We start from the raw sequence: 20,067 nt of genomic DNA on the forward strand, positions 1-20,067 counted from the left end.
CGATATGGTCGACGCTACTCCCCAGACAGCGGGCGTGCCGGATCTGGCATTGCTTGCGCAGCAGGTCCAAGCGCTGGTTGCGCAGGTCCGGCTGTTCCAGGACCAGCAGGTCAACCTGTATGGCACCAACGACCTGATCGCCTCGGTGACCGATGGCGAAGGCAACGCCAAGATCATCCCGTCTTGGCGGGCGGTACAGAGTGCCGGCAGCGAAGCCGGCGCCAATGCCGATCTAGCAGCGGCGTCGATCTACAACAAGGTGGTCATTGCCGATGCCGGCAGCGCGCTCCAGCTCGCAACCGGAAGCGGCGCCAGCTTCTGGCAGATCCAGCTCTCACAGCCCAGCTGCGCATTGACGCTGCAGACGCCCGCGATCGAGGCCACACGCATGAAGCAGGTCACCCTGCTGCTGCGCCAGGGTAGCGGCGCCAACCAGGTCGCCTGGCCGGCCAACGTGGTCTGGCCGTTCGGGCAAAAGCCCGTGCTGTCCTACGCGGCCGGCCAGTTCGACTTGGTCACGCTGCTGTTCAACGGTGGCGATCAATGGCTGGGGTTCTTCGCTGCGGGGGGATTCGCATCGTGAAGGCCGGCTTTCTGAGTCACGAGGCCTCGCTCCGCGCCAACGCCCTGAGCCTTGCCTATGGCCATGCCAGGTTCCTGCAGCGGAACACCGGCACGACGCTTGCCGGCGACGCCCAGCACTACGTGCTGAACCCCGAGGGCGTGCTGGCCAACAACCGGCATTTCATTGGCTACACCCGCCAGGAGTACCAGCCCAACGGCGATGCCACCACCGAGGGGCAGGCGCTGCTGATCACCGGCTATGCCCACATGTACCAGGCCACAAAGGACCCGGTCTGGCTGCAGGGCGCGGTCCACTACTGGGAGGCATACGTCAATTACTTCTATGACGGCCAGGCCATCCCTGTACCCGCTGCACCGTGGTACTGCAACTGGATCGTCAACGGCAAGGAACCGGTGGTCGCACATTACCCGCTGCACCCGGACTATCCGACCCAGGGCGGCTTCAAGAGCGTGCCGCTGATGTTTACCCAGGGCCGGACCCAGATCCCGCATGGCGCCCCCTTCTGGGGCGAGTGGCTCGATGTGGCCAGCTTTGCGCACCGGGGGCATCTGGCATGGCCGGCCATCAATGCCAACGTGCAGAAGATCGCCGAGGACGTGGACTGGGCAGCTATCTACAGCAACTGGCGCAGACTCAGCACCGACACTCCCTGGGAGCCCAAGGCGTGGATCGATTGGCAGGGCTACCTCGGCGATGAGTACACCCCTGTCTGGGGCTCAGCCGGTCGCGGCGTCGAGTACGCCCTGGACTGGATCATTACTTGGTCGGGCGAAAAGGTGGACTGGGATGGCAACGTGATCAGCACCGGCCACCAGCCCAGCGAGTTCGGCACGGTGCAGCTGCAGGACGCGGGACTCAACGGCTGCTATCTGCTCAACTTCGCCGTGAAGCTGCCCGTGGCGAACGGCGGCACGTTGATCCCACGCAACAAGCCTTGGCACAACCGTCCCATCAACGTGCCGGTGCCTACCCGTGCCATGTCCAACGCTGCCGATGCCGAGCAGTGGTTTGGCGAGGCCAGCCATCTGTTGTGGGAAATCACTGGCGAGGCACGATATCGCCAGGCCTTCGAGTGCGTAATGGAGACTTGCCGCCTCTATGCCGACATCGACCGATTCGACCAGTTCTTCCGCCGCTCCACCGCCGCCAGCACGCCCTGGACAGATGGCATCAGCTACGACTATGCCTATCCGTCTTCCGCCGTGCCCGAGTTTGGCCGCGATGCTTCGGGCCTGATCACGATTCGGCAGGCTCAGGCTGCGCAGCAGACGCTCGAACAGCAGGCCATCTGGATGCGCGTCAACACAGCCAGTCAGCTCCACATTGAGCTGGGCGGCTGTGGCGACAGCGGTACGCCGCTACGCGTTCGCTGCAAGCTGCAACTGTCGCCGGTAAAGGCAGAAGACCATCCATCGGCCGTTGAGTATGTGGCGCCAATTCCTGACACAACCGACATGTCGGTGAAGACGTACACCATCCAGCTGGGCCAGTTCATCCGAGAGGCCTCGCCCGAGGGTATGCCTTACATCGTGGCCGACCCACGCATGATTGCCCCATACGGCGGTGCCACCCTGGAGACCCGCTATGTCCTGGATGTCCTGGGTGATCGCGCCGGCACTACCTGCCGGCTGGAAATGAACGAGGACGGCGGCGCCAGCGTGGGGTTCTGGCTGCTGCCCAACGAGCGGGCCGAGGTGAGGCGGATCACTTATCGGTCTGGTGCTGACGCCTTCAACATTCGCATCGAAGATTCGGCCGGATGGCGGTGGTGGTGGATGGTCCCAGCGACCAACGGCGAGTGGCGCACCATCGATCTGCCGGTGTCGGACCTGCGATTCTCCGGCTACCAGCCAAACCAAGATGGCCGCCCGCGCCCGGCTGGCCCGGACTACACAGGTTCATCGGAGTTCACCCTGTTGCTCGATGACACTCCTGTCGGCGCAACCGGCTGGCTGGAGTGGTACTGCATCAATGACGTGCCGCCGCGATTCGACTCCGACAGCGCTTACACCATGATGTTCAGCGTGACGTTCTCAGGCGACGAAGCCTTTAACGCGCTCCTTGGCGATTGCAGGATCGAGAAGTACCGCGACGACAATCTGGCCTACACCCCCGGCGTGATTCCGTTCTCCAACAACCTGGACCCGTTCTCCCAGCAGTTCGATGGCTGGCACGGCATGCCGTATCCCGGCTATCAGTACCCGTGGATCTGGGCGATCACCGACGACGATGCGCCGCTGAACAACATGGTGGAGTTCCTCTACGACTCGCAGCAGGCCTACAAGCGCCGCTTCGGCGTGCTGGGCCCTGGTGCAGCTGCGTACTACTGGAACCGTTGGGACAGCCTCAGCTACGGCCCTGCAGACACCTTCGCTTTCACGCATTGGGGCAACGGCGAGCCATGGTCGGGCTACCAACCACGTGCCTTCTTGGGCGCAGCGCTCGCTTGGTACACGCTCAAACAGCGCAACCGAGTTGTCCCGATTCACCTGCGTGACTACGTGAACAACTGGCTGCGGTGGCTGGCGCAGTTTCAGACAGACCACGGCGGGCTGAACCCCACCGAGTTTCCCTCAGACGCATTGCCGCGAGTCCCTGCGGACGACTTCACCGGGCACATGACCGGTCTGTGGTTGGCGGGCGCCTGCTACGCGGCCCTCGCCGGTGCCGATGCGGCGCCGGCTCACACGGTCATCAACAACTCGATGAAAGAGCTTCAGGACAACTATAAGGTGGTGTCGGCGGGCCACGTCATGAACGGCTGCTGGTCGCCGGCCGTGCGCGCTTCCTCCGATAACGGCATGTTCTTCGGCTTCTGGGCGGGCGAGATCCTGCGAGCCATCGGCCTCTATCTGACCTACCTGCCGAGGATGTCCGCATGACGGATGCCGTTGCCAAGTTCGCCGAGTCCCCGCTCGGTCCCGATCTGATGGTGCTCGATGGCGGTCGCAGCCTCTTGGCTGTCGGCCCCGCTGCAGGACTGAACCGCATGGCCCGCGCTGACATCGGTCAGTCCGAGGGCACGCATGGGGTTGAGTTCGTGTTCTGGGGGGAGGCCGCTGCGACAGCGACCGTAGGCGTAGTCAGCGAGGGCGCTGCGACCAATGCAGAGGTCGGATTCTCTACCGGCATCGGCTGGCGCCTGCACACCGGTGAGGTGTTCGTCGATGGTGTCCTGGTGACCTCGGGCATCCCCGTGGTGACCACTGCTGTGATCGTGGGACTACGCGTTTCGATCACCGACCAAGGTGTGGACGCCACGTTCTACCGCGACACCCAAGTGGTTGCGCAGGCGCACCGTGCGGCTGGGCCGCGCGTCTTTTTCGCCGTGTCACTGGCCAGTGAGGAGAAGCGCGAGCTGCGGTGCATCGTCAATGCAGGGCAGTGGCGCGGTCGCGGCGCTGTATCTGATGGGCTGCAATGGGGGCTGCCAGCCGAAGCCGTCGAGCCTCTGCGTCTCGGCAGCGAAGACTACTTCACCCATGCCGCCGACGATCTGGCAGATACGCCGTTCCACGGTCTACTGCAGGCCGATGGCCTGAACACTGTGGCCAGCGTCTCTTTCTGGCCTTGGGATAACGCCTCACGCGGCGGAACGGCGACGGTGCGCATCCTGGACGCCGAGGGGCGTTTCGATGGCATGGCACTCGGCGCCATGCGCAACGTCCCCGTGCGTATCAGCCAGGTGCAGCAGGGCGCTCCCCTCAGTTCCGCAGAGGCGGTCGGACGGTACGTACTGGACCGGGTGGATATCGAAAGCGACGGCGTCAAGTCGCTGGTCCTGCGTGACGCACATGATGACCTCGACCGGTCACTGCACCAGGCAGTGTTCCTGCCTTCGGTGAGCGACAGCTTGGCCTGGGCGCCTCAGCCGGTGGTGATCGGTTGCGTGCGCAGCGTTCCTACTACGGGAATCAACAGCGATGGCAGCGTGCGCTGGGTGAGTGATGCGCCGCTACGCAGCCTGGGCGCGGTACTGGATCGCGGCGCGGCCCTCGATGCTGACGATGGCTATGGCCTGTCGACAGACGGGCAGCAGATCGCCTTGAAGTCGCCCCCGCTGGGGCCGGTCATCGCGGACGTGTCGACCCAGGAGGCGATGGCTCCTGCAACCCTGCAGCAGTTCCTGGCTAACGTGTTCGGTCGGCTTGGCAAATCAGCGTGGGACTCTGCTGGCGCCGCTCAGATCGATTCGCTTACTGGCTACGCCGGCATCGGCTACTACGCGGGCGAAGGCGCCACCGCGCGCACAGCGTTGCAAACGGTTCTGCCGAGCTATGGCGCGGATTGGTGGCAGGATGCGGCCGGGGTGTTGCGCATTGTCCGATTGATCGCGCCCGAAGACACCCCGGACGATCAGATCGCCTTTGACGTTGATTGGCGCGAGCTGGGCGCGGATCTAATCGTGCTGCCCGATCTTGCGCCCAACCTATCCCGGCGGATGGCCTTTCAGCTGAACGCTCAGCCGCTCACCAGCGCCGACCTGATTACCGACCTGGTGCAGTTGCCCCCGCAGCGCCGGCAGGAGCTGACATCGCCCCAGCGCGGGCAGGTTTACGCGGCGGGCGAGTTGGCCAGGCGATACGCCCACGCCGATGCTGCAGCTCCGATGCTGTCGTGGTTTGACCGGCGCGAGGACGCGCAGGCTGAGATCGATCGCCTGGTGGGCATCTATTCCGTGCCGCGCAACTTCTATGCCGGCAAATTCGCCGCCAGGCCCGATCTGCGCCTGCAGGTCGGCCAAGTGGGACGTCTTACCTACAGCCGATATGGGCTGCAGGACGGGCGCAAGGTCATGGTCACGGGCGTAATGAGCAACCCAGTGACCGGTACGCACACCATCAAGTTCTGGGGAATGTGATGCTGATCGGATACGAACAGATCGCCATGAATGTCGCCCTGTTGGAGGGCAGCATCTTCAACGCGGCCGCTCTGACTGATGGCCGGCCCAGCAGCGTCTGCCGGCTCCGCAACGCGGGTGGCACCTGCCAGCTCAGCTGCACGCTGCTGGCGCCCGCGCCTGTGCGGATCATCGGCCTGCTGGGCCTGAGCTGCGCGCCCGGCACTGTGGTTTCCGTGACAGCGGTCGACGCCCAAGCCGAACCCGTCGCCCTGGGCGGGAATGCGGCAGGGCAGCCTGCTGTCGCGCTGGCGGACGGGAGCATTGCAGCCTGGTTCGTTCTTGACGAAGACCTGATCCTGTCGGGCGTCACGATTCAACTGCAGACCGACCAGGTCGACGTGGGCGAGCTGATCATCACGCCGGCAGTTGAAACGCCAATCGAGCCGCAGTGGTCCTCGGAACGCGTCGATCCCAGCGTTGTGGAGCGAACCCTCGGTGCCGGGCTGAATGTGGTGAAGCGTCGGACCTACCAGCGTGTGCGGGTCGCGTTCCGGCGCGCCGATCTTGCAGAGGCCAGGGCCAGGGGCTTGGCCAATGGTCTGGACTGGGACGCGCTGGCTGCGCGCGTCAGCGGCTCGGCTCGCGTCGCGGTGATCCCCCGATGGCAGCAGGCAGGCGGGGCGCTCCATACCGATGAGATCCATCGGACGGCCGTTTATGGCCAGGCGGCGCCAGGCGCCATCAGCCACTTGGGCGGCGACTACTACGGCACGGCCTGGGTGTTCGAGGAAGTTCCAGCGGGCTGACCGAAGCAGGTAGTAGACACTTCCGTGCGTTCCTGTAGTGGCCACTCTACCGCTCCATAACAAGCCTATAACGCTGAAAAATAAGGCTTTTAATCGGCGTTTCTTGGTGGTTAGACTGCAGCGGCGCAATCGGCGCACTAAGGACACGGACATGACGGAATCAACCGCAACGCCTCAGGCACAGGGCTCCGACACCAAGGGTATCGACACTACTCAGCAGCTGCCTGACGCGCTGCTGCAGGAGTTGGTCGAGATAGCCGGCGCTGGATTCGGCTTCGGGATTACGCTTACGGTCGGGGGCACGCTGGTCAGCGGCAACGTCTGCTCCGGCAGCAAGTACATGCAGTTCATTTTTGACGAAACACTCGCCGACGTGGACGAGCAAGTGAAGGAGGCTATCAAGAAGCGCCTCCAGCCCTTCGCCGACATCTACGCCCCCGACGCGTGGAGTGCCCAAGCGCCGACCTACATTCACCTGGAGAACGCGCGTTTCTTCACTCCAGGCGTGTCAGGGGCAACTCCTTCCTCGCCTGTGCTCTGGCGCGGGCGCATCTCCGATGTTTCAGGGTTCTGCTTCGGAGTTTTGGGCTGAGGCACGAGGCCCCGCTAGCGCGGGGCCTTTCTCGGGCATAGATGTTGGCCAGATGGCCTATTCCATCCAATCGAAGGGAGGAGGGAGCGATGCCTTTGACAGCCTGTTCGCTCTCACGGCCTCGCGCCACTTGGTGATCTTGGCAACATCCTCGCGCAGGCGCTCTTGGTGCCTGACCACCCACAGCTCGGCGCCTGTCCGCCCTTGCTCGTAGCTGCTGCACACCCGCGAGGGTCCGCCTGGTCCGTTCCGATGGCGGTCTAGGGAGGCTATCCACATGCCGTCGTTCACCCGCTGGAACATGGCAACGACCCATTCACCTTTGCATGCAATCACCGTCAGCGGATCTTCTGTCCGGCTGGCAGAGCGTCTTGTCCAGTAAAAGTCCCGGGGCAGCGGCATGGCGTCAGGATACGGCTCTGCGTCGCGAAGGCTGCGATAAGGGTTGCGGGCGGTCAGGATGACCCCTGCGCCCCCTTTTCAATGGCGGATTGAAGAGCGTTCTAAGCCCGGTTTCGCCCGTTTACGCTGACCTCAAACCAAGTGTCCGCATTTCGCAAACCTCGCGTCCGCCTACACACGAGGTCCTGGGGGAAAGCGGGCAGGCTGGCACGGGGCGGGCTGCGCGCACATGGTAATCATTGCGTTTTCACGCCGCCAGCGCGGCTCATTCAGCGGGCCGTACGGTGGCCCTTGGGCTTTCCGGTGCGCTGGTTTAAGATCATCGCAGAACCCCTGACTGGAACAAGGTGGCCCGCGCCCAGCGCCGGCCGAGCGTGCGACATGAGCACTACCACCGCCCACTGTTGACCTGCCCCCGAAGGCCCTGCGTTCCAGGCGCCCTCGCGGCGCTTTTTTATTGCCCGGGCAACGGCCCGGGAACGCTTTCCAGCCCGCCCGGCGGGCCCCGCACGAAGCCACTGCGATGATCAACATTACCCTTCCCGACGGCAGCCGCCGCGAATTCGAAAACCCTGTGAGCGTCATGGAGGTTGCCCAGTCGATCGGCGCCGGCCTGGCCAAGGCCACCATCGCCGGTGCCGTGGATGGCGTGCTGGTCGATGCCACCGACGTCATCGACCACGACGCCAGCCTGCGCATCATCACCGCCAAGGACGAGGAGGGCGTGGAGATCATCCGCCACTCCTGCGCCCACCTGGTCGGCCACGCCGTCAAGCAGCTGTACCCGGATGTGAAGATGGTGATCGGTCCGGTGATCGCCGAAGGCTTCTACTACGACATCTATTCCGAGCGCCCGTTCACCCCGGACGACATGGCCGCGATCGAGAAGCGCATGGGTGAACTGATCGCCCAGGACTACGACGTCATCAAGAAGATGACGCCGCGCGCCGAAGTGATCGAGATCTTCAAGGCCCGTGGCGAGGACTACAAGCTGCGCCTGATCGAGGACATGGCCGACGACATCCAGGCGATGGGCATGTACTACCACCAGGAATACGTGGACATGTGCCGCGGCCCGCACGTGCCGAACACGCGCTTCCTGAAGGCCTTCAAGCTGACCCGCATCTCCGGCGCCTACTGGCGCGGTGACGCGCAGAACGAGCAGCTGCAGCGCATCTACGGCACCGCCTGGGCCGACAAGAAGCAGCTGGAGGCGTACATCAAGCGCATCGAAGAAGCCGAAATGCGCGACCACCGCCGCATCGGCAAGCAGCAGGACCTGTTCCACCTGCAGGAAGAAGCCCCGGGCCTGGTGTTCTGGCACCCGAAGGGCTGGGCGCTGTGGCAGGTGGTGGAGCAGTACATGCGCAAGGTCTACCGCAACAGTGGCTATGGCGAAGTGCGTTGCCCGCAGATTCTGGACGTGAGCCTGTGGAAGAAGTCCGGCCACTGGGACAACTACCAGGACAACATGTTCTTCACCGAATCGGAGAAACGCACTTACGCGGTCAAGCCGATGAACTGCCCGGGCCACATCCAGGTGTTCAACCAGGGCCTGCACAGCTACCGCGACCTGCCGATCCGCTACGGCGAGTTCGGGTCGTGCCACCGCAACGAGCCGTCCGGCGCGCTGCACGGCATCCTGCGCGTGCGTGGCTTCACCCAGGACGACGGCCACGTGTTCTGCACGGAAAACCAGATCGAGTCGGAAGTGACTGCCTTCCACCAGCAGGCGCTGGCGGTCTACCAGCACTTCGGCTTCGACGAGATCCAGATCAAGATCGCGCTGCGCCCGGAATCGCGCCTGGGTGACGACGCCACCTGGGACAAGGCCGAAGGCGCGCTGCGCTCGGCACTGACCGCCTGTGGCGTGGAATGGCAGGAGCTGCCGGGCGAGGGCGCCTTCTACGGCCCGAAGATCGAGTACCACCTGAAGGATGCCATCGGCCGTACCTGGCAGCTGGGCACGATGCAGGTCGACTTCATGATGCCCGGCCGCCTGGGCGCCGAGTACGTGGACGAGAACAGCCAGAAGAAGCACCCGGTGATGCTGCACCGGGCCATCGTCGGCTCGATGGAGCGTTTCCTGGGCATCCTGATCGAACACCATGCCGGCCAGTTCCCGGCCTGGCTGGCGCCGACCCAGGTGGTGGTGGCCAACATCACCGACGCCCAGGCCGACTATGTCTCGGGCGTGACCAAAACCCTTGCGGAGCAAGGCTTCCGCGTCAGCTCGGATTTGCGTAACGAGAAGATCGGCTATAAAATCCGCGAGCATACGTTGCAGCGCGTGCCCTACCTGCTGGTCATCGGTGACCGCGAGAAGGAAAATGGGGCTGTGGCGGTGCGTACGCGTTCTGGCGAAGACCTGGGCAGCATGAGCCTGCAGGCCTTCATCGAGCGGCTCCACGCCGAGGGCGCGTAAGCAAAGGTCCGGTCCGGGGGCACAGGCACCCGGGCCGGTTCGATACCCTTGGGAGAACGTAATATCAGCACCCCTGACAACAAACAGAACCGCAAGAATCAGGAAATCCGTGTGCCGCGCGTCCGCGTGATCGGCAGTGACGGAGAAATGATCGGCGTGTTGTCGCGCGACGAAGCGCTGTCCATGGCCGAAGATGAAGGCCTGGACCTGGTCGAAATCCAGCCGCAGGCCGATCCGCCGGTCTGCAAGATCATGGACTTCGGCAAGTTCAAGTTCGAAGCGCAGAAGAAGGCCAGCGAGGCCAAGAAGAAGACCAAGCAGGTCGAGATCAAGGAAGTGAAGTTCCGTCCGGTCACGGACGAGGGCGACTACCAGATCAAGCTGCGCAAGATGCGCGGGTTCCTCGAAGATGGTGACAAGATCAAGGTCAACATCCGCTTCCGTGGCCGTGAAATGAGCCACCAGGAGCTGGGCCGCGAAATGGCCAACCGGATCGAGGCCGATCTGGGCGAGGACATCGTCATTGAATCCCGTCCGCGCCTGGAAGGGCGTCAGATGGTCATGATGATCGCGCCGAAGAAGAAGACCTGAGGCCTGACGGCCTGCCTTTCGGGGCGCCTGGCTGAATGGTTCAGGGTAAGGGGGCGCCGCTGGCGTCCCTTTGCTTTTGTGGCGGGCCGGCGGGTTGCGGATGAAAGGCGAGCAGGGGCTGGTGGCAGGGCCGTTTTGCCTGTATCATGCCCGGCTCGACCCACCCAGGACGGGTCGTACGCCGATCATGGCAGGACGGAAAGAGCGGCCCAGACCGCCGCCAGATCAGTCAGAAACCAGGGTCAAATCCCATCAAGGACATTGCAATGCCCAAGATCAAGACCAACCGGGCAGCGGCCAAGCGTTTCCGCAAGACCGCCTCGGGCAAGTACAAGTGCGGCCACGCCAACCGTAGCCACATCCTCACGAAGAAAGCGACCAAGCGTAAGCGTAATCTGCGTCAGACGGGCCATGTCCGTGCAGAAGACGCAGGCCGTCTGGACCGCATGCTCCCTTACCTCTGAGGAACTGAAAAATGGCACGAGTTAAGCGTGGCGTACAGGCGCGTCGCCGCCACAAGAAGATTCTGGATCTCGCCAAGGGCTACTACAACGCCCGTCGCAAGGTCTTCCGCGTTGCCAAGCAGGCGGTCATCAAGGCACAGCAGTACGCCTACATCGGCCGTAAGCAGAAGAAGCGCAACTTCCGTTCGCTGTGGATCACCCGCATCAATGCGGCTGCCCGCATCAACGGCCTGAGCTACAGCCGCTTCATGAACGGCCTGCTGAAGGCCGGCATCACCCTGGATCGCAAGGTCCTGGCTGACATCGCCGTGCACGACGCAGCCGGTTTTGCCGCGCTGGCCGAAAAGGCCAAGGGCGCGCTGGCGGCATAAGTCCTTCCCGATGCCGTAACCGTTCACTCGGAACGGTGTCAGGTCAAGGCAATGCATGGGGAAGGGCGCAAGTCCTTCCCCATTCTTTTTTGGGTCCCGGTGCGGCCACAGCGGCAGCGCGGGGACGGCGGTGGCGACAGGGGTCGGCCCTTCGCGCATCGCGATGGCAGATCGACTGGAGTTCCGGCCCCCCATGAGCGACATCCAATCCCTCACCACCCAGGCGCTGGCCGATGTGGCCGCCGCACAGAGCCCTGACGTGCTGGAACAGCTGCGCGTGGCCCTGCTTGGCAAGAGCGGCAGCATCACCTCGCAGCTCAAGCAGCTCGGTACCCTGCCGGCCGAGGAGCGCAAGGCCGCCGGTGAAGCGATCAACCAGGCCCGCGACACACTGACCCGTGCGCTGGCCGAGCGCAAGGCGCTGCTGGAAGACGCCGCACTGGACGCGCGGCTGGCTGCCGAAGCCATCGACATCACCCTGCCGGGCCGCAATGGCGACCGTGCTGGCCTGCATCCGATCACCCGTACCCTGGAACGCATCACCGGTATTTTCGGCCGGCTGGGCTACGAGCTGTCGGAAGGGCCGGAGATCGAGGATGACTGGCACAATTTCGAGGCGCTGAATTTTCCGCCGCACCACCCGGCGCGCGCCATGCACGACACCTTCTACTTCGGCGACGGCCGCCTGCTGCGCACGCATACCTCCGGTGTGCAGGTGCGCTACATGGGCGACCACGCGCCGCCGCTGCGCATGATCGCTGCCGGCAAGGTGTACCGCAGCGACAGCGACCAGACCCATTCGCCGATGTTCCATCAGGTCGAAGGCCTGCTGGTGGACGAGCACTCGACCTTCGCCGACCTGAAGGGCACGCTGGCGGAATTCGTGCGCGCGTTCTTCGAGCGCGATTTCGAGATGCGCTTCCGTCCCAGCTACTTCCCGTTCGTCGAACCGGGTGCGGAAGTGGACATCGCCTGGCAGCAGCCCGATGGCACGACCCGCTGGCTGGAAGTGCTCGGCTGCGGCATGGTGCATCCGAACGTGCTGCGCAATGTCGGCATCGATCCGGAGCGTTACACCGGCTTTGCCTTCGGCATGGGCGTGGAGCGTTTCGCGATGCTGCGCTACGGCGTCAATGACCTGCGCGCGTTCTTCGAGAACGACGTGCGGTTCCTGAAACAGTTCGCGTAAGCCGCAACCGTGTAGAGCCGGGCCATGCTCGGCTGCCTTTCTGGATGGACGCCTCCTTGCGCATGCGCTGGGCGACCACAAAAACCGCAACGGGAGGCACGCCTCCCACCAGGGTGACACCATGAAATTCTCCGAAAACTGGCTGCGCAGCCACGTCCCGACCTCCGCCTCGCGCGATGAGCTGAGCGCGGTGCTGACCGCCATCGGCCTGGAAGTGGAAGAAGTATCCGCGCTGGGCGAAGGCCTCGATCACGTGGTCGTGGCACGCATCGTCGAGGCCGCGCGCCACCCGGAAGCCGATCGCCTGCAGGTGTGCAAGGTCGATGCCGGGCAGGGCGAGCTGCTGCAGATCGTCTGCGGTGCGCCGAACGCCCGCGCGGGCCTGGTCGCGCCACTGGCGATGGTCGGTGCGCAGATCGGCGAGCTGAAGATCAAGCCGGCCAAGCTGCGTGGCGTCGAGTCCAACGGCATGCTGTGCTCGGCCAAGGAGCTGGGCCTGGACAACGATGCCTCCGGACTGCTGGAACTGCCCGATGACGCCCCGGTCGGCCAGGCCCTGGTCGAGTACCTGGGCCTGCCGGACGCCAGTATCGAAATCAAGCTGACCCCGAACCGCGCCGACTGCTTCAGCCTGCGCGGCATCGCCTACGACGTCGCCGCCGCTACCCGCAGTGAAGTGCTGGATTTCGCCGCCGACGCCATTCCGGCTGCCGGCAGCCGTGAGCTGGCCATCCAGCTCGACGCTGGCGCCGAAGCGCCGCGTTATCTGGGCCGTGTGATCGAGGGCGTCAACGCTGCCGCCAAGACCCCACTGTGGATGGCCGAGCGCCTGCGCCGCAGTGGCGTGCGCCCGGTCTCGCTGCTGGTCGACATCACCCAGTACGTGATGCTGGAACTGGGCCAGCCGATGCATGCCTACGACCTGGCCACCCTGCAGGGCAGCATTGCCGTGCGCCGTTCGCGCGCGGGCGAGACGCTGAAGCTGCTGGACGGCCGCGATGCCGCGCTGGACGACAGCTTCCTGGTGGTCACCGACGCCGATCGTGCGGTCGGCCTGGCCGGCCTGATGGGCGGCTTCGACACCCGTGTCACCGACGCGACCACCGCCGTGTTCCTGGAGGCCGCGCACTTCGCGCCGGCCGCGATCATGGGCCGTGGCCGCAAGCTGGGCCTGCACACCGATGCCGGCCACCGCTTCGAGCGCGGTGTCGATCCGGCACTGCCGCGTACCGCGATCGAGTACGCCACCCGCCTGGTGCTGGACCTGGCCGGCGGTACCCCGGCGCCGGTCACCGAAGCTGTGCGCGAGGCCGATCTGCCGCAGCCGGCCACGATCGTGCTGCGCCGCACGCGCATCACCCGCGTGCTTGGCATCACCATTGACGATGCCGAAGTCGAGCGCATCCTGCGTGCGCTGGGCATGGACGTGGCCGCCACCGCCGACGGCTGGCAGGTCACCGCGCCGAGCCGCCGCTTCGATATCGCCATCGAAGAGGACCTGATCGAAGAACTGGCCCGCATCCACGGTTACGAGCAGATCCCGACCACGCTGCCGGGCGGTGCCTCGCGCGTGGCGATGCCGAGCGAGACCCAGCTGGACGCGCTGAGCGTGCGCCGCCAGCTGATCGCCCGCGACCTGCAGGAAACCGTCAATTTCGCCTTCGTCGACGACGCACTGCTGGCCCAGTGGCAGCTGCGCGACGCCCTGGTGCCGCTGGCCAACCCGCTGTCGGCCGAACTGGCGGTGATGCGCCCGTCGCTGCTGCCGGGCCTGGTTGCCACCCTGGGCCGCAATGCCGCTCGCCAGCTCGGCCGCGTGCGCCTGTTCGAGCTGGGTCGGGTGTTCGCCCAGCAGGCCGGAGATGCGTCGCTTGGCGAAAGCCAGCCGGCACCGCTGGAAACCCCGCGCGTGGCCGCTGCGGTCTGCGGTGATGCGCAGGCGGTGCAGTGGGGTCTGCCGACCCGCAAGGTCGATTTCCATGACCTGAAGGGTGACCTCGAATCGCTGGCGGCCGCCAGTGGCGCGCAGCTGGAGTTCCGTCCGTCCACCCGCGCCTACGGCCACCCGGCGCGTTCGGCCGAGGTGTTGCGCGATGGCGTGGCGATCGGCTGGATCGGCCAGGTTCACCCGCGCCTGGCCAGGGCGATGGACATCGAAGCCGACGTCTACGCCTTCGAACTGGACCTGGAACCGCTGACCGCCCGCCGCCTGCCGCGTGCCGGCGAACTGTCGCGCTTCCCGGCGGTGCGCCGCGACCTGGCATTCCTGGTGCCTGAACAGGTGGCCTGGGCCGATCTGGCGGCGACCGTCCGCCAGGTCGCCGGCCCGTTGCTGCGCGACCTGAACCTGTTCGACCGCTATGTCGGCCAGGGCGTCGAGCCGGGATTCAAGAGTCTCGCTATGGGCTTGATTTTGCAGGACAAGTCGCGCACTCTGACGGACCGCGACGTGGAAGCGGTGGTGGCCGAGGCGGTCACTGCCATCGAGCGTGAACACCACGCCCGGATCCGCGGCTGAGCGGGCAGCACTCGGGGGTAGCAGGCAATGGCATTGACCAAGGCGGAGATGGCGGAAAAGCTGTTCGACGAAGTCGGTCTGAACAAGCGGGAAGCCAAGGAATTCGTCGACGCGTTTTTCGATGTGCTGCGTGAAGCATTGGAACAGGGACGTCAGGTGAAGCTGTCGGGCTTCGGTAATTTCGATCTGCGGCGCAAGAACCAGCGCCCGGGTCGCAACCCCAAGACCGGCGAGGAAATTCCGATTTCCGCCCGTACGGTGGTCACCTTCCGTCCGGGCCAGAAGCTCAAGGAGAGGGTGGAAGCTTATGCTGGATCCGGGCAGTAACCGCGAACTACCGCCGATTCCGGCCAAGCGCTACTTCACCATCGGTGAAGTCAGCGAGCTGTGCGACGTCAAGCCGCACGTCCTGCGCTACTGGGAAACCGAGTTTCCCAGCCTTGAGCCGGCCAAGCGCCGAGGCAACCGCCGCTACTACCAGCGCCACGACGTGCTGATGGTCCGGCAGATCCGCAGCCTGCTGTACGAACAGGGCTACACCATCGGTGGTGCACGCCTGCGTCTGGACGGCCCCGATGCCCGCGAGGAATCGGCGCTGAGCAACCAGATCATCAAGCAGGTGCGCATGGAACTGGAAGAAGTGCTGCAGTTGTTGCGCCGCTGATCCCATTTCCATCGTAATCCGCTATACTTCACGGCCCGCCGCACTGGCGGGCACATCGCAGCATCAGTCGGGGCGTAGCGCAGCCTGGTAGCGCATCTGCCTGGGGGGCAGAGGGTCGTCGGTTCGAATCCGGCCGTCCCGACCAAAAGCAGCGATAGAACAAGGGCTTGCGCCATACGGTGCAGGCCCTTCTTCGTTGTGCACCCTATCGTCACCCTATCGAATGGCGAGGATGCCCGTGTTGATCTCGGTCCACGGCCTTTCGTGGCCTTCCAGATACACCTCGGTCATCGCCGGCGAGCTGTGTGTGAGAAGGTGCTGCACTTGTTCTTCCGACCAACCTCGACGGTTGTGTGGAAGAGCACCGCCAAGCCTGCGGATCTCCTGGAGTGACACCTGATGCATGCCGATCCAAGCTGATTGACTCGCGGACGTCCTGGAACTCGCGGCTCTCCGCTGATGCGCTCGATTGCCAGGCGAAAGGCGTAGTTCTTCGACGCTTCACTGAAGTCCAACGGTCTCGCCGGCGATGGCCTTTGCGATGATGGCCGAGCTCGGCACAGTGGCGTAGGCGCGGTAGCAAAAGATCCTGGAGGTCAGTGCCTGCAAAAACGTGATTCTTATGGCGGTTCGAAAATTTAATCTGCGGTTCGGGGAAGTCCTACAGATCGATGGCTGAGGTTCGGGTTGGAAAATGCTGATCTGTATGTTAATAACGCATCTTGAATCATGGAAGAAGGCGGGTGGCGGAATGAAATCACCCGTTAAAGTGGCAATGCTGTTCATCGCGCTTTGTAGCAGCAATGTTGCGATGGCCGACGCTCGGCTACAAGTCGAAATAGTTCCGCTGAAGGGCGACCTGGGAGAAACTTCAATCGCGTTGAAGCTCTCGAATGTCGGTGACCAGGTTGCGGTAGTCGCTGAGTCTTCTCTGCCGACGCTCAATGCTCGCAAAATGTTGTTGGATGATCCCTTCATAGTGAAACAGCAGGATGGGCGCGAAGTCCAGTTCTTCGGGATAATGAGGGATACGCTCTCCGAAACTCCGAGTTCTTTGTCCATACCTCCTGGCGGCAGTTTCAGCCTAGATATAAATCTTGCAAGTGGCTATAGTCTGTCGCCAGGGCTGGGTTACACCATTGGCTTGCGAGCCCCGATTTCCTATCGCACCGCCGACGGCAGGAATGCGGAAGCTGGGCCCATAAAGCGGCAATCAGGCAAGTGGCAAAGTGCGTATCCCGCACCCCGCACGGTTGTTGTACCCGTTACTGGAAGAACAATGAAGCAAGCCCGGGCGGGGGAGTTTCTTGAACCTGTGGCATGTGTCGATCCGGCCGGCACCCCGCCTTCGGCCAAAAAAGTGCAATTTTTCAGAGTGTATTGGCTGGGGTAACGATTGGTGCAGGAAATGCGCTGAGCCAGCTCCAGCAGATGACTGAGGTCCATACAACATCTGAAACTGAGTTGTGGCTGAGGTTCAGCCCCTCAGTTCACTATACGCGCTATTTCGGGGAGCATGGCCCGGACGTCAACGTCGTTGCCGGTGAAGATGTCAACGAAGATGATGCGCTGGTTGATAGCACTTTGATGGCGATCATCTGGAGAATTTCGGGAGACGGAGTGACCCCCGAAGCCGCCGGTGTCCCTCTCCTGCCGGTGCAATGCTGACGAAGTGCCGGCAGACACCATTGCTTATGTGCAGTCAGGTGCTCCATACGTAATTCACGCATGCCCTGTATTTTGGTCCCTATCTATGCTGCCCGCCAATCACATTGGTGAACCCTCAAAGGTTGGCACGATGGTCCACGAGTTCACTCATTTTACTGACGACAAGGGCATGGCGCTGCGGCATCCGCCGGTCCCCGGCAAGAATGTCTCATCTCTTTCGTACGCACTAGAGTTGGCGGCCAGCTCACATCCAGGCGCTGTTCGATTCCCGAACGCGTACAAGTTTTTCGTTTTGGGTCAAGCACACGGTTTTTCTCCGCCGGAATAGTCCGAGGCAGGAGGGTGCGGTCATTGGAGCCCGCCAAGCCGCCGCCGGTGACCAAGCTCCGTCCGAGCGACGCCCGTAGGGCGTAGATGAGGGCAGGGCCGCAGCAGATGCGGAGCCATGTTTAGTCCCGGTGGCTGCAACCCTATCAGCGCGGAAGTAATTGATTGAATTGGGCCTCAATCGGCACTTCTGGGAGGCCCGGTGCAGGCCTGAAACCCTTATAGATCAACGGGATGGGGCAACCAGTGATGATGCCTGGGGACAGAGGGTCGTCGGTTCGAATCCGGCCGTCCCGACCACTGTGATGAATCAAGAAGCCCGCGCAGCGATGCGTGGGTTTTTTTTGTGCGTGCGGTGTATGCTGCGCGCCACTCGTACTACCGCGGCTGCTGAACCCGGTACTCACGAGAACACATCATGGAATCTGCAAGAAACCGTGCCTGGCGTCGCAGCCAGGCCCGCAACCATGGTGGCGACCGCGCCACGACCGCCTACAGCTACAAGCCCGAGAAGAACTGGAAGCTGCTGTATACGCGCGATGCCAAGCTCGCGCGCGCACGCCAGCTGGGCTTCACCTATCCGGTCCTCAGCGCCCGCCAACTGCAGGAACAGGAATGATCAACCTGCTGTTCGTCTGCAGCCGCAACCAGCTGCGCAGCCCGACCGCCGAAGCCATGTGGCGACGGCGGCCCGGCTTCAACGCGCTGTCGGCCGGTACCAGCCCGCACGCACGACGCCCCATCGGCCCGGCGGATATCCGCTGGGCCGATGTCATCTTCGCGATGGAGGCCAAGCACCAGCATCGCCTGCAGGCCACGTACGCGCGACTGCTGGAACACAAGCGCCTGCATTGCCTGGACATCCCCGACGACTATCGCTGCATGGATCCGCTGTTGATGGACCTGCTGGACGCCAAGGTGGCCGTGTATCTCGATCAGCTGCCGGCAAAGCAGTAGATCAGTTCCGGATCGCCTTCGTCCAATCCATGCACGATGCCACTTTCGATGAAACCCGAGGCGGCGAGCAGGCATTGCATGCTGGTGTTGGATGCATTCGTCGAAGTAAACAGCTTGCCTTGCCCCTGCAGCGCGATGGCATGGCGCAGCAGGGCGGCGCCGGCGTCCTGTCTGCGTTGTTCGCGCGCCACCATGAGCATCTCGGCGAAGGCTTCGCCGAAGAAGTGACGATGGATGACCAGGTAACCGGCCAGCTGGCCGGACCGTTCGGCCACGTGCATGCCACCGCTGGCCTGCCAGTCGCTGATCTGCCGTGCGCGCCGCGGATCGTGGGCCGCAACGCTGTCGAGCGCGATCAACGCGGGAACGTCGGCGGGCGTTGCCTCGCGGATATGCAGCGTCGTCGAGGAAGGATCGGGCGGCACCATCGAAGCTCCTGGGCTGGTTGCGCCCAGTCTATCGATCACGTCGGCCGTGTCCGCGCATGCGCCACAGCCAGCGCGTGGCAGGCAGTCAATACACCCGGAACTCGGCACGACAGCCGTCGCTGACCCACACGCCGCGACGGTCCCAGCCCCAGTTGCGGTCCTCGATGCAGGTCGTCACCGATTTCTGCTTGACCAGCCGCACCTCGTGGCGGACGCGGATGCGGCACTCCTTGTCCTTGTTCTCGTAGGACTCGCAGACCAGGCGTTCACCCTCGTTGTCGCGGTCACGGCCGCGGCCACGTCCCGGCCAGCGCCCGTATCCATCGGCGACGAACTCGGCGCGGCAGCCGTCGGTCACCCATAACGTGCGGCGGCTCTGGCCCCAGTTCTGGTTCTCCACGCAGCGGGTGACCGACAGTTGCCTGGCCAGGCGCATCGGGCCCTCAATGGGGCATTGCTCGGTCTTGTTGAACTGGGATTCGCAGCGCAGCGCTGGAATGTGATCAGTGTCGTGGTCCTGGGCGGCCACGGCGGTGGCGGCCAGCAGCAGGGCAAGGACGGCACCGGTGATCGGCAGCAGCGGGCGAAGGGTCATGGGGAGCCTCGAGCGGGGGATTCGGGCGGCAAGAATGACCCAGCACGGGGCCGTCGGAACGCATCGTTCCGGAAGTGGCTCAGTAAGGATTTAGTAGTGCGCACGGGCCCAAGCAGAGGCTTACATCCCGTATCATCGCTGCACATCCGATCGCATCGGTTTACACCTTCTTACATGTCTTCCACGCCTGTCGGCGCAGCCTGTGGCTGCCGTCACTGGTGTGCGGGCGGCCTGTGCGGGAGGATGCGCGGACCACGACGACCACAGGGGGTTGCGTTGATCAGCAGTACCGTCATTCATCGCTCGGCCGACGCAGGCGGCGCCGAGGTGCGGGTCCTGGACACCACGTTCAAGGGCAAGCACGTGTTCACTGCCTGGGGCCTGCGCGGGCCGGAACTGACCCGCAGCGCGGACCCGGTTGCGACCGTGGCCGCACGCAAGGCGCTGCACGCGGTTGCTGGCCACAGCGAAGGGCCGCGCAGCCCGGAAGTGTTCATCGCCAACCAGTCGGCGGTGGCGATCACGGTCTATCGCCTGCTTACCGAAGCGCGCTCCGGCGATGCCATCTTCTTCCTGTGCGATTCCCAGGCGGTGGTCGAATGGCTGATCACCGCGCTGGAAGTGCAGGGCGCGGACTGATT

At 64.0% G+C, this 20,067-nt stretch carries 21 protein-coding genes and 2 tRNA genes; 21 read left to right on the plus strand and 2 right to left on the minus strand.

Annotated features, from left to right (window positions below; genetic code table 11):
• Nucleotides 1-4: 4 nt before the first annotated feature.
• The 20 genes from AC5P7R_RS10375 (at nucleotide 5) to AC5P7R_RS10470 (ending at nucleotide 18,403) form a co-directional block, all read left to right on the plus strand.
• Nucleotides 5-583, plus strand: a complete 579-nt coding sequence (locus AC5P7R_RS10375) for a hypothetical protein (protein WP_111102502.1) — start codon at nucleotides 5-7, stop codon at nucleotides 581-583.
• A complete protein-coding gene (locus tag AC5P7R_RS10380) occupies nucleotides 580-3,468 on the plus strand; it encodes a hypothetical protein (RefSeq protein ID WP_495213836.1) in 2,889 nt (962 codons plus the stop codon). Before AC5P7R_RS10375 ends, AC5P7R_RS10380 begins: the two co-directional genes overlap by 4 nt.
• Nucleotides 3,465-5,447, plus strand: a complete 1,983-nt coding sequence (locus AC5P7R_RS10385; RefSeq protein WP_495213837.1) for a hypothetical protein — start codon at nucleotides 3,465-3,467, stop codon at nucleotides 5,445-5,447. Before AC5P7R_RS10380 ends, AC5P7R_RS10385 begins: the two co-directional genes overlap by 4 nt.
• Nucleotides 5,447-6,235 carry a hypothetical protein gene (locus tag AC5P7R_RS10390; RefSeq protein ID WP_478438504.1) on the plus strand — a complete coding sequence of 263 codons (789 nt, stop codon included), beginning with the start codon at nucleotides 5,447-5,449 and terminating at the stop codon, nucleotides 6,233-6,235. The genes AC5P7R_RS10385 and AC5P7R_RS10390 overlap by 1 nt, the downstream gene beginning before the upstream one ends.
• Nucleotides 6,236-6,386: 151 nt before the next feature.
• Nucleotides 6,387-6,827 carry a GvpU-like protein gene (locus AC5P7R_RS10395; RefSeq protein WP_478438503.1) on the plus strand — a complete coding sequence of 147 codons (441 nt, stop codon included), beginning with the start codon at nucleotides 6,387-6,389 and terminating at the stop codon, nucleotides 6,825-6,827.
• 925 nt (nucleotides 6,828-7,752) lie between these two features.
• Nucleotides 7,753-9,654 carry a threonine--tRNA ligase gene (gene thrS, locus AC5P7R_RS10400; protein ID WP_495213838.1) on the plus strand — a complete coding sequence of 634 codons (1,902 nt, stop codon included), beginning with the start codon at nucleotides 7,753-7,755 and terminating at the stop codon, nucleotides 9,652-9,654.
• Between the two features lie 48 nt (nucleotides 9,655-9,702).
• Nucleotides 9,703-10,245, plus strand: coding sequence for a translation initiation factor IF-3 (infC, locus tag AC5P7R_RS10405; protein ID WP_019660568.1), 543 nt, complete (start codon nucleotides 9,703-9,705; stop codon nucleotides 10,243-10,245).
• Nucleotides 10,246-10,511: 266 nt separating this feature from the next.
• Complete coding sequence (gene rpmI / locus AC5P7R_RS10410; RefSeq protein WP_005410436.1) at nucleotides 10,512-10,709, plus strand: 50S ribosomal protein L35; 198 nt, start codon at nucleotides 10,512-10,514, stop codon at nucleotides 10,707-10,709.
• An 11-nt stretch (nucleotides 10,710-10,720) separates the two neighbouring features.
• On the plus strand, nucleotides 10,721-11,080 hold the full coding sequence (rplT, locus tag AC5P7R_RS10415) for a 50S ribosomal protein L20 (RefSeq protein ID WP_005410435.1): 360 nt from the start codon (nucleotides 10,721-10,723) through the stop codon (nucleotides 11,078-11,080).
• 193 nt (nucleotides 11,081-11,273) lie between these two features.
• Nucleotides 11,274-12,269, plus strand: coding sequence for a phenylalanine--tRNA ligase subunit alpha (gene pheS / locus AC5P7R_RS10420; protein ID WP_207049019.1), 996 nt, complete (start codon nucleotides 11,274-11,276; stop codon nucleotides 12,267-12,269).
• Between the two features lie 121 nt (nucleotides 12,270-12,390).
• Nucleotides 12,391-14,787, plus strand: coding sequence for a phenylalanine--tRNA ligase subunit beta (gene pheT, locus AC5P7R_RS10425; RefSeq protein WP_227852691.1), 2,397 nt, complete (start codon nucleotides 12,391-12,393; stop codon nucleotides 14,785-14,787).
• 27 nt (nucleotides 14,788-14,814) lie between these two features.
• Nucleotides 14,815-15,114, plus strand: a complete 300-nt coding sequence (locus AC5P7R_RS10430) for an integration host factor subunit alpha (protein WP_005410432.1) — start codon at nucleotides 14,815-14,817, stop codon at nucleotides 15,112-15,114.
• Nucleotides 15,095-15,451 carry a MerR family transcriptional regulator gene (locus AC5P7R_RS10435; protein WP_005410431.1) on the plus strand — a complete coding sequence of 119 codons (357 nt, stop codon included), beginning with the start codon at nucleotides 15,095-15,097 and terminating at the stop codon, nucleotides 15,449-15,451. The genes AC5P7R_RS10430 and AC5P7R_RS10435 overlap by 20 nt, the downstream gene beginning before the upstream one ends.
• Nucleotides 15,452-15,519: 68 nt before the next feature.
• Nucleotides 15,520-15,596, plus strand: a tRNA-Pro gene (locus AC5P7R_RS10440).
• A 606-nt stretch (nucleotides 15,597-16,202) separates the two neighbouring features.
• Nucleotides 16,203-16,844, plus strand: a complete 642-nt coding sequence (locus AC5P7R_RS10445) for a hypothetical protein (RefSeq protein ID WP_495213839.1) — start codon at nucleotides 16,203-16,205, stop codon at nucleotides 16,842-16,844.
• Between the two features lie 38 nt (nucleotides 16,845-16,882).
• Nucleotides 16,883-17,119, plus strand: a complete 237-nt coding sequence (locus AC5P7R_RS10450) for a hypothetical protein (RefSeq protein WP_227853525.1) — start codon at nucleotides 16,883-16,885, stop codon at nucleotides 17,117-17,119.
• 28 nt (nucleotides 17,120-17,147) lie between these two features.
• The gene (locus tag AC5P7R_RS10455) at nucleotides 17,148-17,447 is read left to right on the plus strand and encodes a M35 family metallo-endopeptidase (RefSeq protein WP_456115567.1); all 300 of its coding nucleotides are present in this window, start codon (nucleotides 17,148-17,150) and stop codon (nucleotides 17,445-17,447) included.
• 229 nt (nucleotides 17,448-17,676) lie between these two features.
• Nucleotides 17,677-17,746 (plus strand) — tRNA-OTHER (locus AC5P7R_RS10460).
• Between the two features lie 118 nt (nucleotides 17,747-17,864).
• A complete protein-coding gene (locus AC5P7R_RS10465; RefSeq protein WP_021202185.1) occupies nucleotides 17,865-18,065 on the plus strand; it encodes a hypothetical protein in 201 nt (66 codons plus the stop codon).
• Nucleotides 18,062-18,403 carry a low molecular weight protein tyrosine phosphatase family protein gene (locus AC5P7R_RS10470; RefSeq protein WP_021202184.1) on the plus strand — a complete coding sequence of 114 codons (342 nt, stop codon included), beginning with the start codon at nucleotides 18,062-18,064 and terminating at the stop codon, nucleotides 18,401-18,403. Before AC5P7R_RS10465 ends, AC5P7R_RS10470 begins: the two co-directional genes overlap by 4 nt.
• Here the strand turns inward: AC5P7R_RS10470 and AC5P7R_RS10475 are convergent.
• Both AC5P7R_RS10475 and AC5P7R_RS10480 read right to left on the minus strand, forming a co-directional pair.
• Nucleotides 18,382-18,831: a GNAT family N-acetyltransferase gene (locus tag AC5P7R_RS10475; protein WP_021202183.1), complete on the minus strand. Its 450-nt coding sequence runs from the start codon at nucleotides 18,829-18,831 to the stop codon at nucleotides 18,382-18,384. The two genes, AC5P7R_RS10470 and AC5P7R_RS10475, sit on opposite strands and share 22 nt — an antisense overlap.
• 85 nt (nucleotides 18,832-18,916) lie before the next feature.
• Complete coding sequence (locus tag AC5P7R_RS10480) at nucleotides 18,917-19,426, minus strand: DUF3011 domain-containing protein (protein WP_111102445.1); 510 nt, start codon at nucleotides 19,424-19,426, stop codon at nucleotides 18,917-18,919.
• 243 nt (nucleotides 19,427-19,669) lie between these two features.
• Here AC5P7R_RS10480 and AC5P7R_RS10485 point away from each other — a divergent pair, with 243 nt between their 5' ends.
• Complete coding sequence (locus AC5P7R_RS10485; RefSeq protein ID WP_019660558.1) at nucleotides 19,670-20,065, plus strand: hypothetical protein; 396 nt, start codon at nucleotides 19,670-19,672, stop codon at nucleotides 20,063-20,065.
• Nucleotides 20,066-20,067 lie beyond the last annotated feature (2 nt).

This window comes from Stenotrophomonas sp. YJH_SMC_27 (assembly GCF_059369815.1).

Coding starts and splice junctions, on each gene's coding strand:
- pheT (WP_227852691.1), top strand. CDS start 12,391: ATGAAATTCTCCGAAAACTGGCTGCGCAGCCACGTCCCGACCTCCGCC.
- AC5P7R_RS10450 (WP_227853525.1), top strand. CDS start 16,883: ATGACTGAGGTCCATACAACATCTGAAACTGAGTTGTGGCTGAGGTTC.
- AC5P7R_RS10385 (WP_495213837.1), top strand. CDS start 3,465: ATGACGGATGCCGTTGCCAAGTTCGCCGAGTCCCCGCTCGGTCCCGAT.
- AC5P7R_RS10435 (WP_005410431.1), top strand. CDS start 15,095: ATGCTGGATCCGGGCAGTAACCGCGAACTACCGCCGATTCCGGCCAAG.
- rpmI (WP_005410436.1), top strand. CDS start 10,512: ATGCCCAAGATCAAGACCAACCGGGCAGCGGCCAAGCGTTTCCGCAAG.
- AC5P7R_RS10395 (WP_478438503.1), top strand. CDS start 6,387: ATGACGGAATCAACCGCAACGCCTCAGGCACAGGGCTCCGACACCAAG.
- AC5P7R_RS10445 (WP_495213839.1), top strand. CDS start 16,203: ATGAAATCACCCGTTAAAGTGGCAATGCTGTTCATCGCGCTTTGTAGC.
- thrS (WP_495213838.1), top strand. CDS start 7,753: ATGATCAACATTACCCTTCCCGACGGCAGCCGCCGCGAATTCGAAAAC.
- AC5P7R_RS10485 (WP_019660558.1), top strand. CDS start 19,670: ATGCGCGGACCACGACGACCACAGGGGGTTGCGTTGATCAGCAGTACC.
- rplT (WP_005410435.1), top strand. CDS start 10,721: ATGGCACGAGTTAAGCGTGGCGTACAGGCGCGTCGCCGCCACAAGAAG.
- AC5P7R_RS10430 (WP_005410432.1), top strand. CDS start 14,815: ATGGCATTGACCAAGGCGGAGATGGCGGAAAAGCTGTTCGACGAAGTC.
- pheS (WP_207049019.1), top strand. CDS start 11,274: ATGAGCGACATCCAATCCCTCACCACCCAGGCGCTGGCCGATGTGGCC.
- AC5P7R_RS10475 (WP_021202183.1), bottom strand. CDS start 18,831: ATGGTGCCGCCCGATCCTTCCTCGACGACGCTGCATATCCGCGAGGCA.
- AC5P7R_RS10470 (WP_021202184.1), top strand. CDS start 18,062: ATGATCAACCTGCTGTTCGTCTGCAGCCGCAACCAGCTGCGCAGCCCG.
- AC5P7R_RS10375 (WP_111102502.1), top strand. CDS start 5: ATGGTCGACGCTACTCCCCAGACAGCGGGCGTGCCGGATCTGGCATTG.
- AC5P7R_RS10480 (WP_111102445.1), bottom strand. CDS start 19,426: ATGACCCTTCGCCCGCTGCTGCCGATCACCGGTGCCGTCCTTGCCCTG.
- AC5P7R_RS10465 (WP_021202185.1), top strand. CDS start 17,865: ATGGAATCTGCAAGAAACCGTGCCTGGCGTCGCAGCCAGGCCCGCAAC.
- AC5P7R_RS10390 (WP_478438504.1), top strand. CDS start 5,447: ATGCTGATCGGATACGAACAGATCGCCATGAATGTCGCCCTGTTGGAG.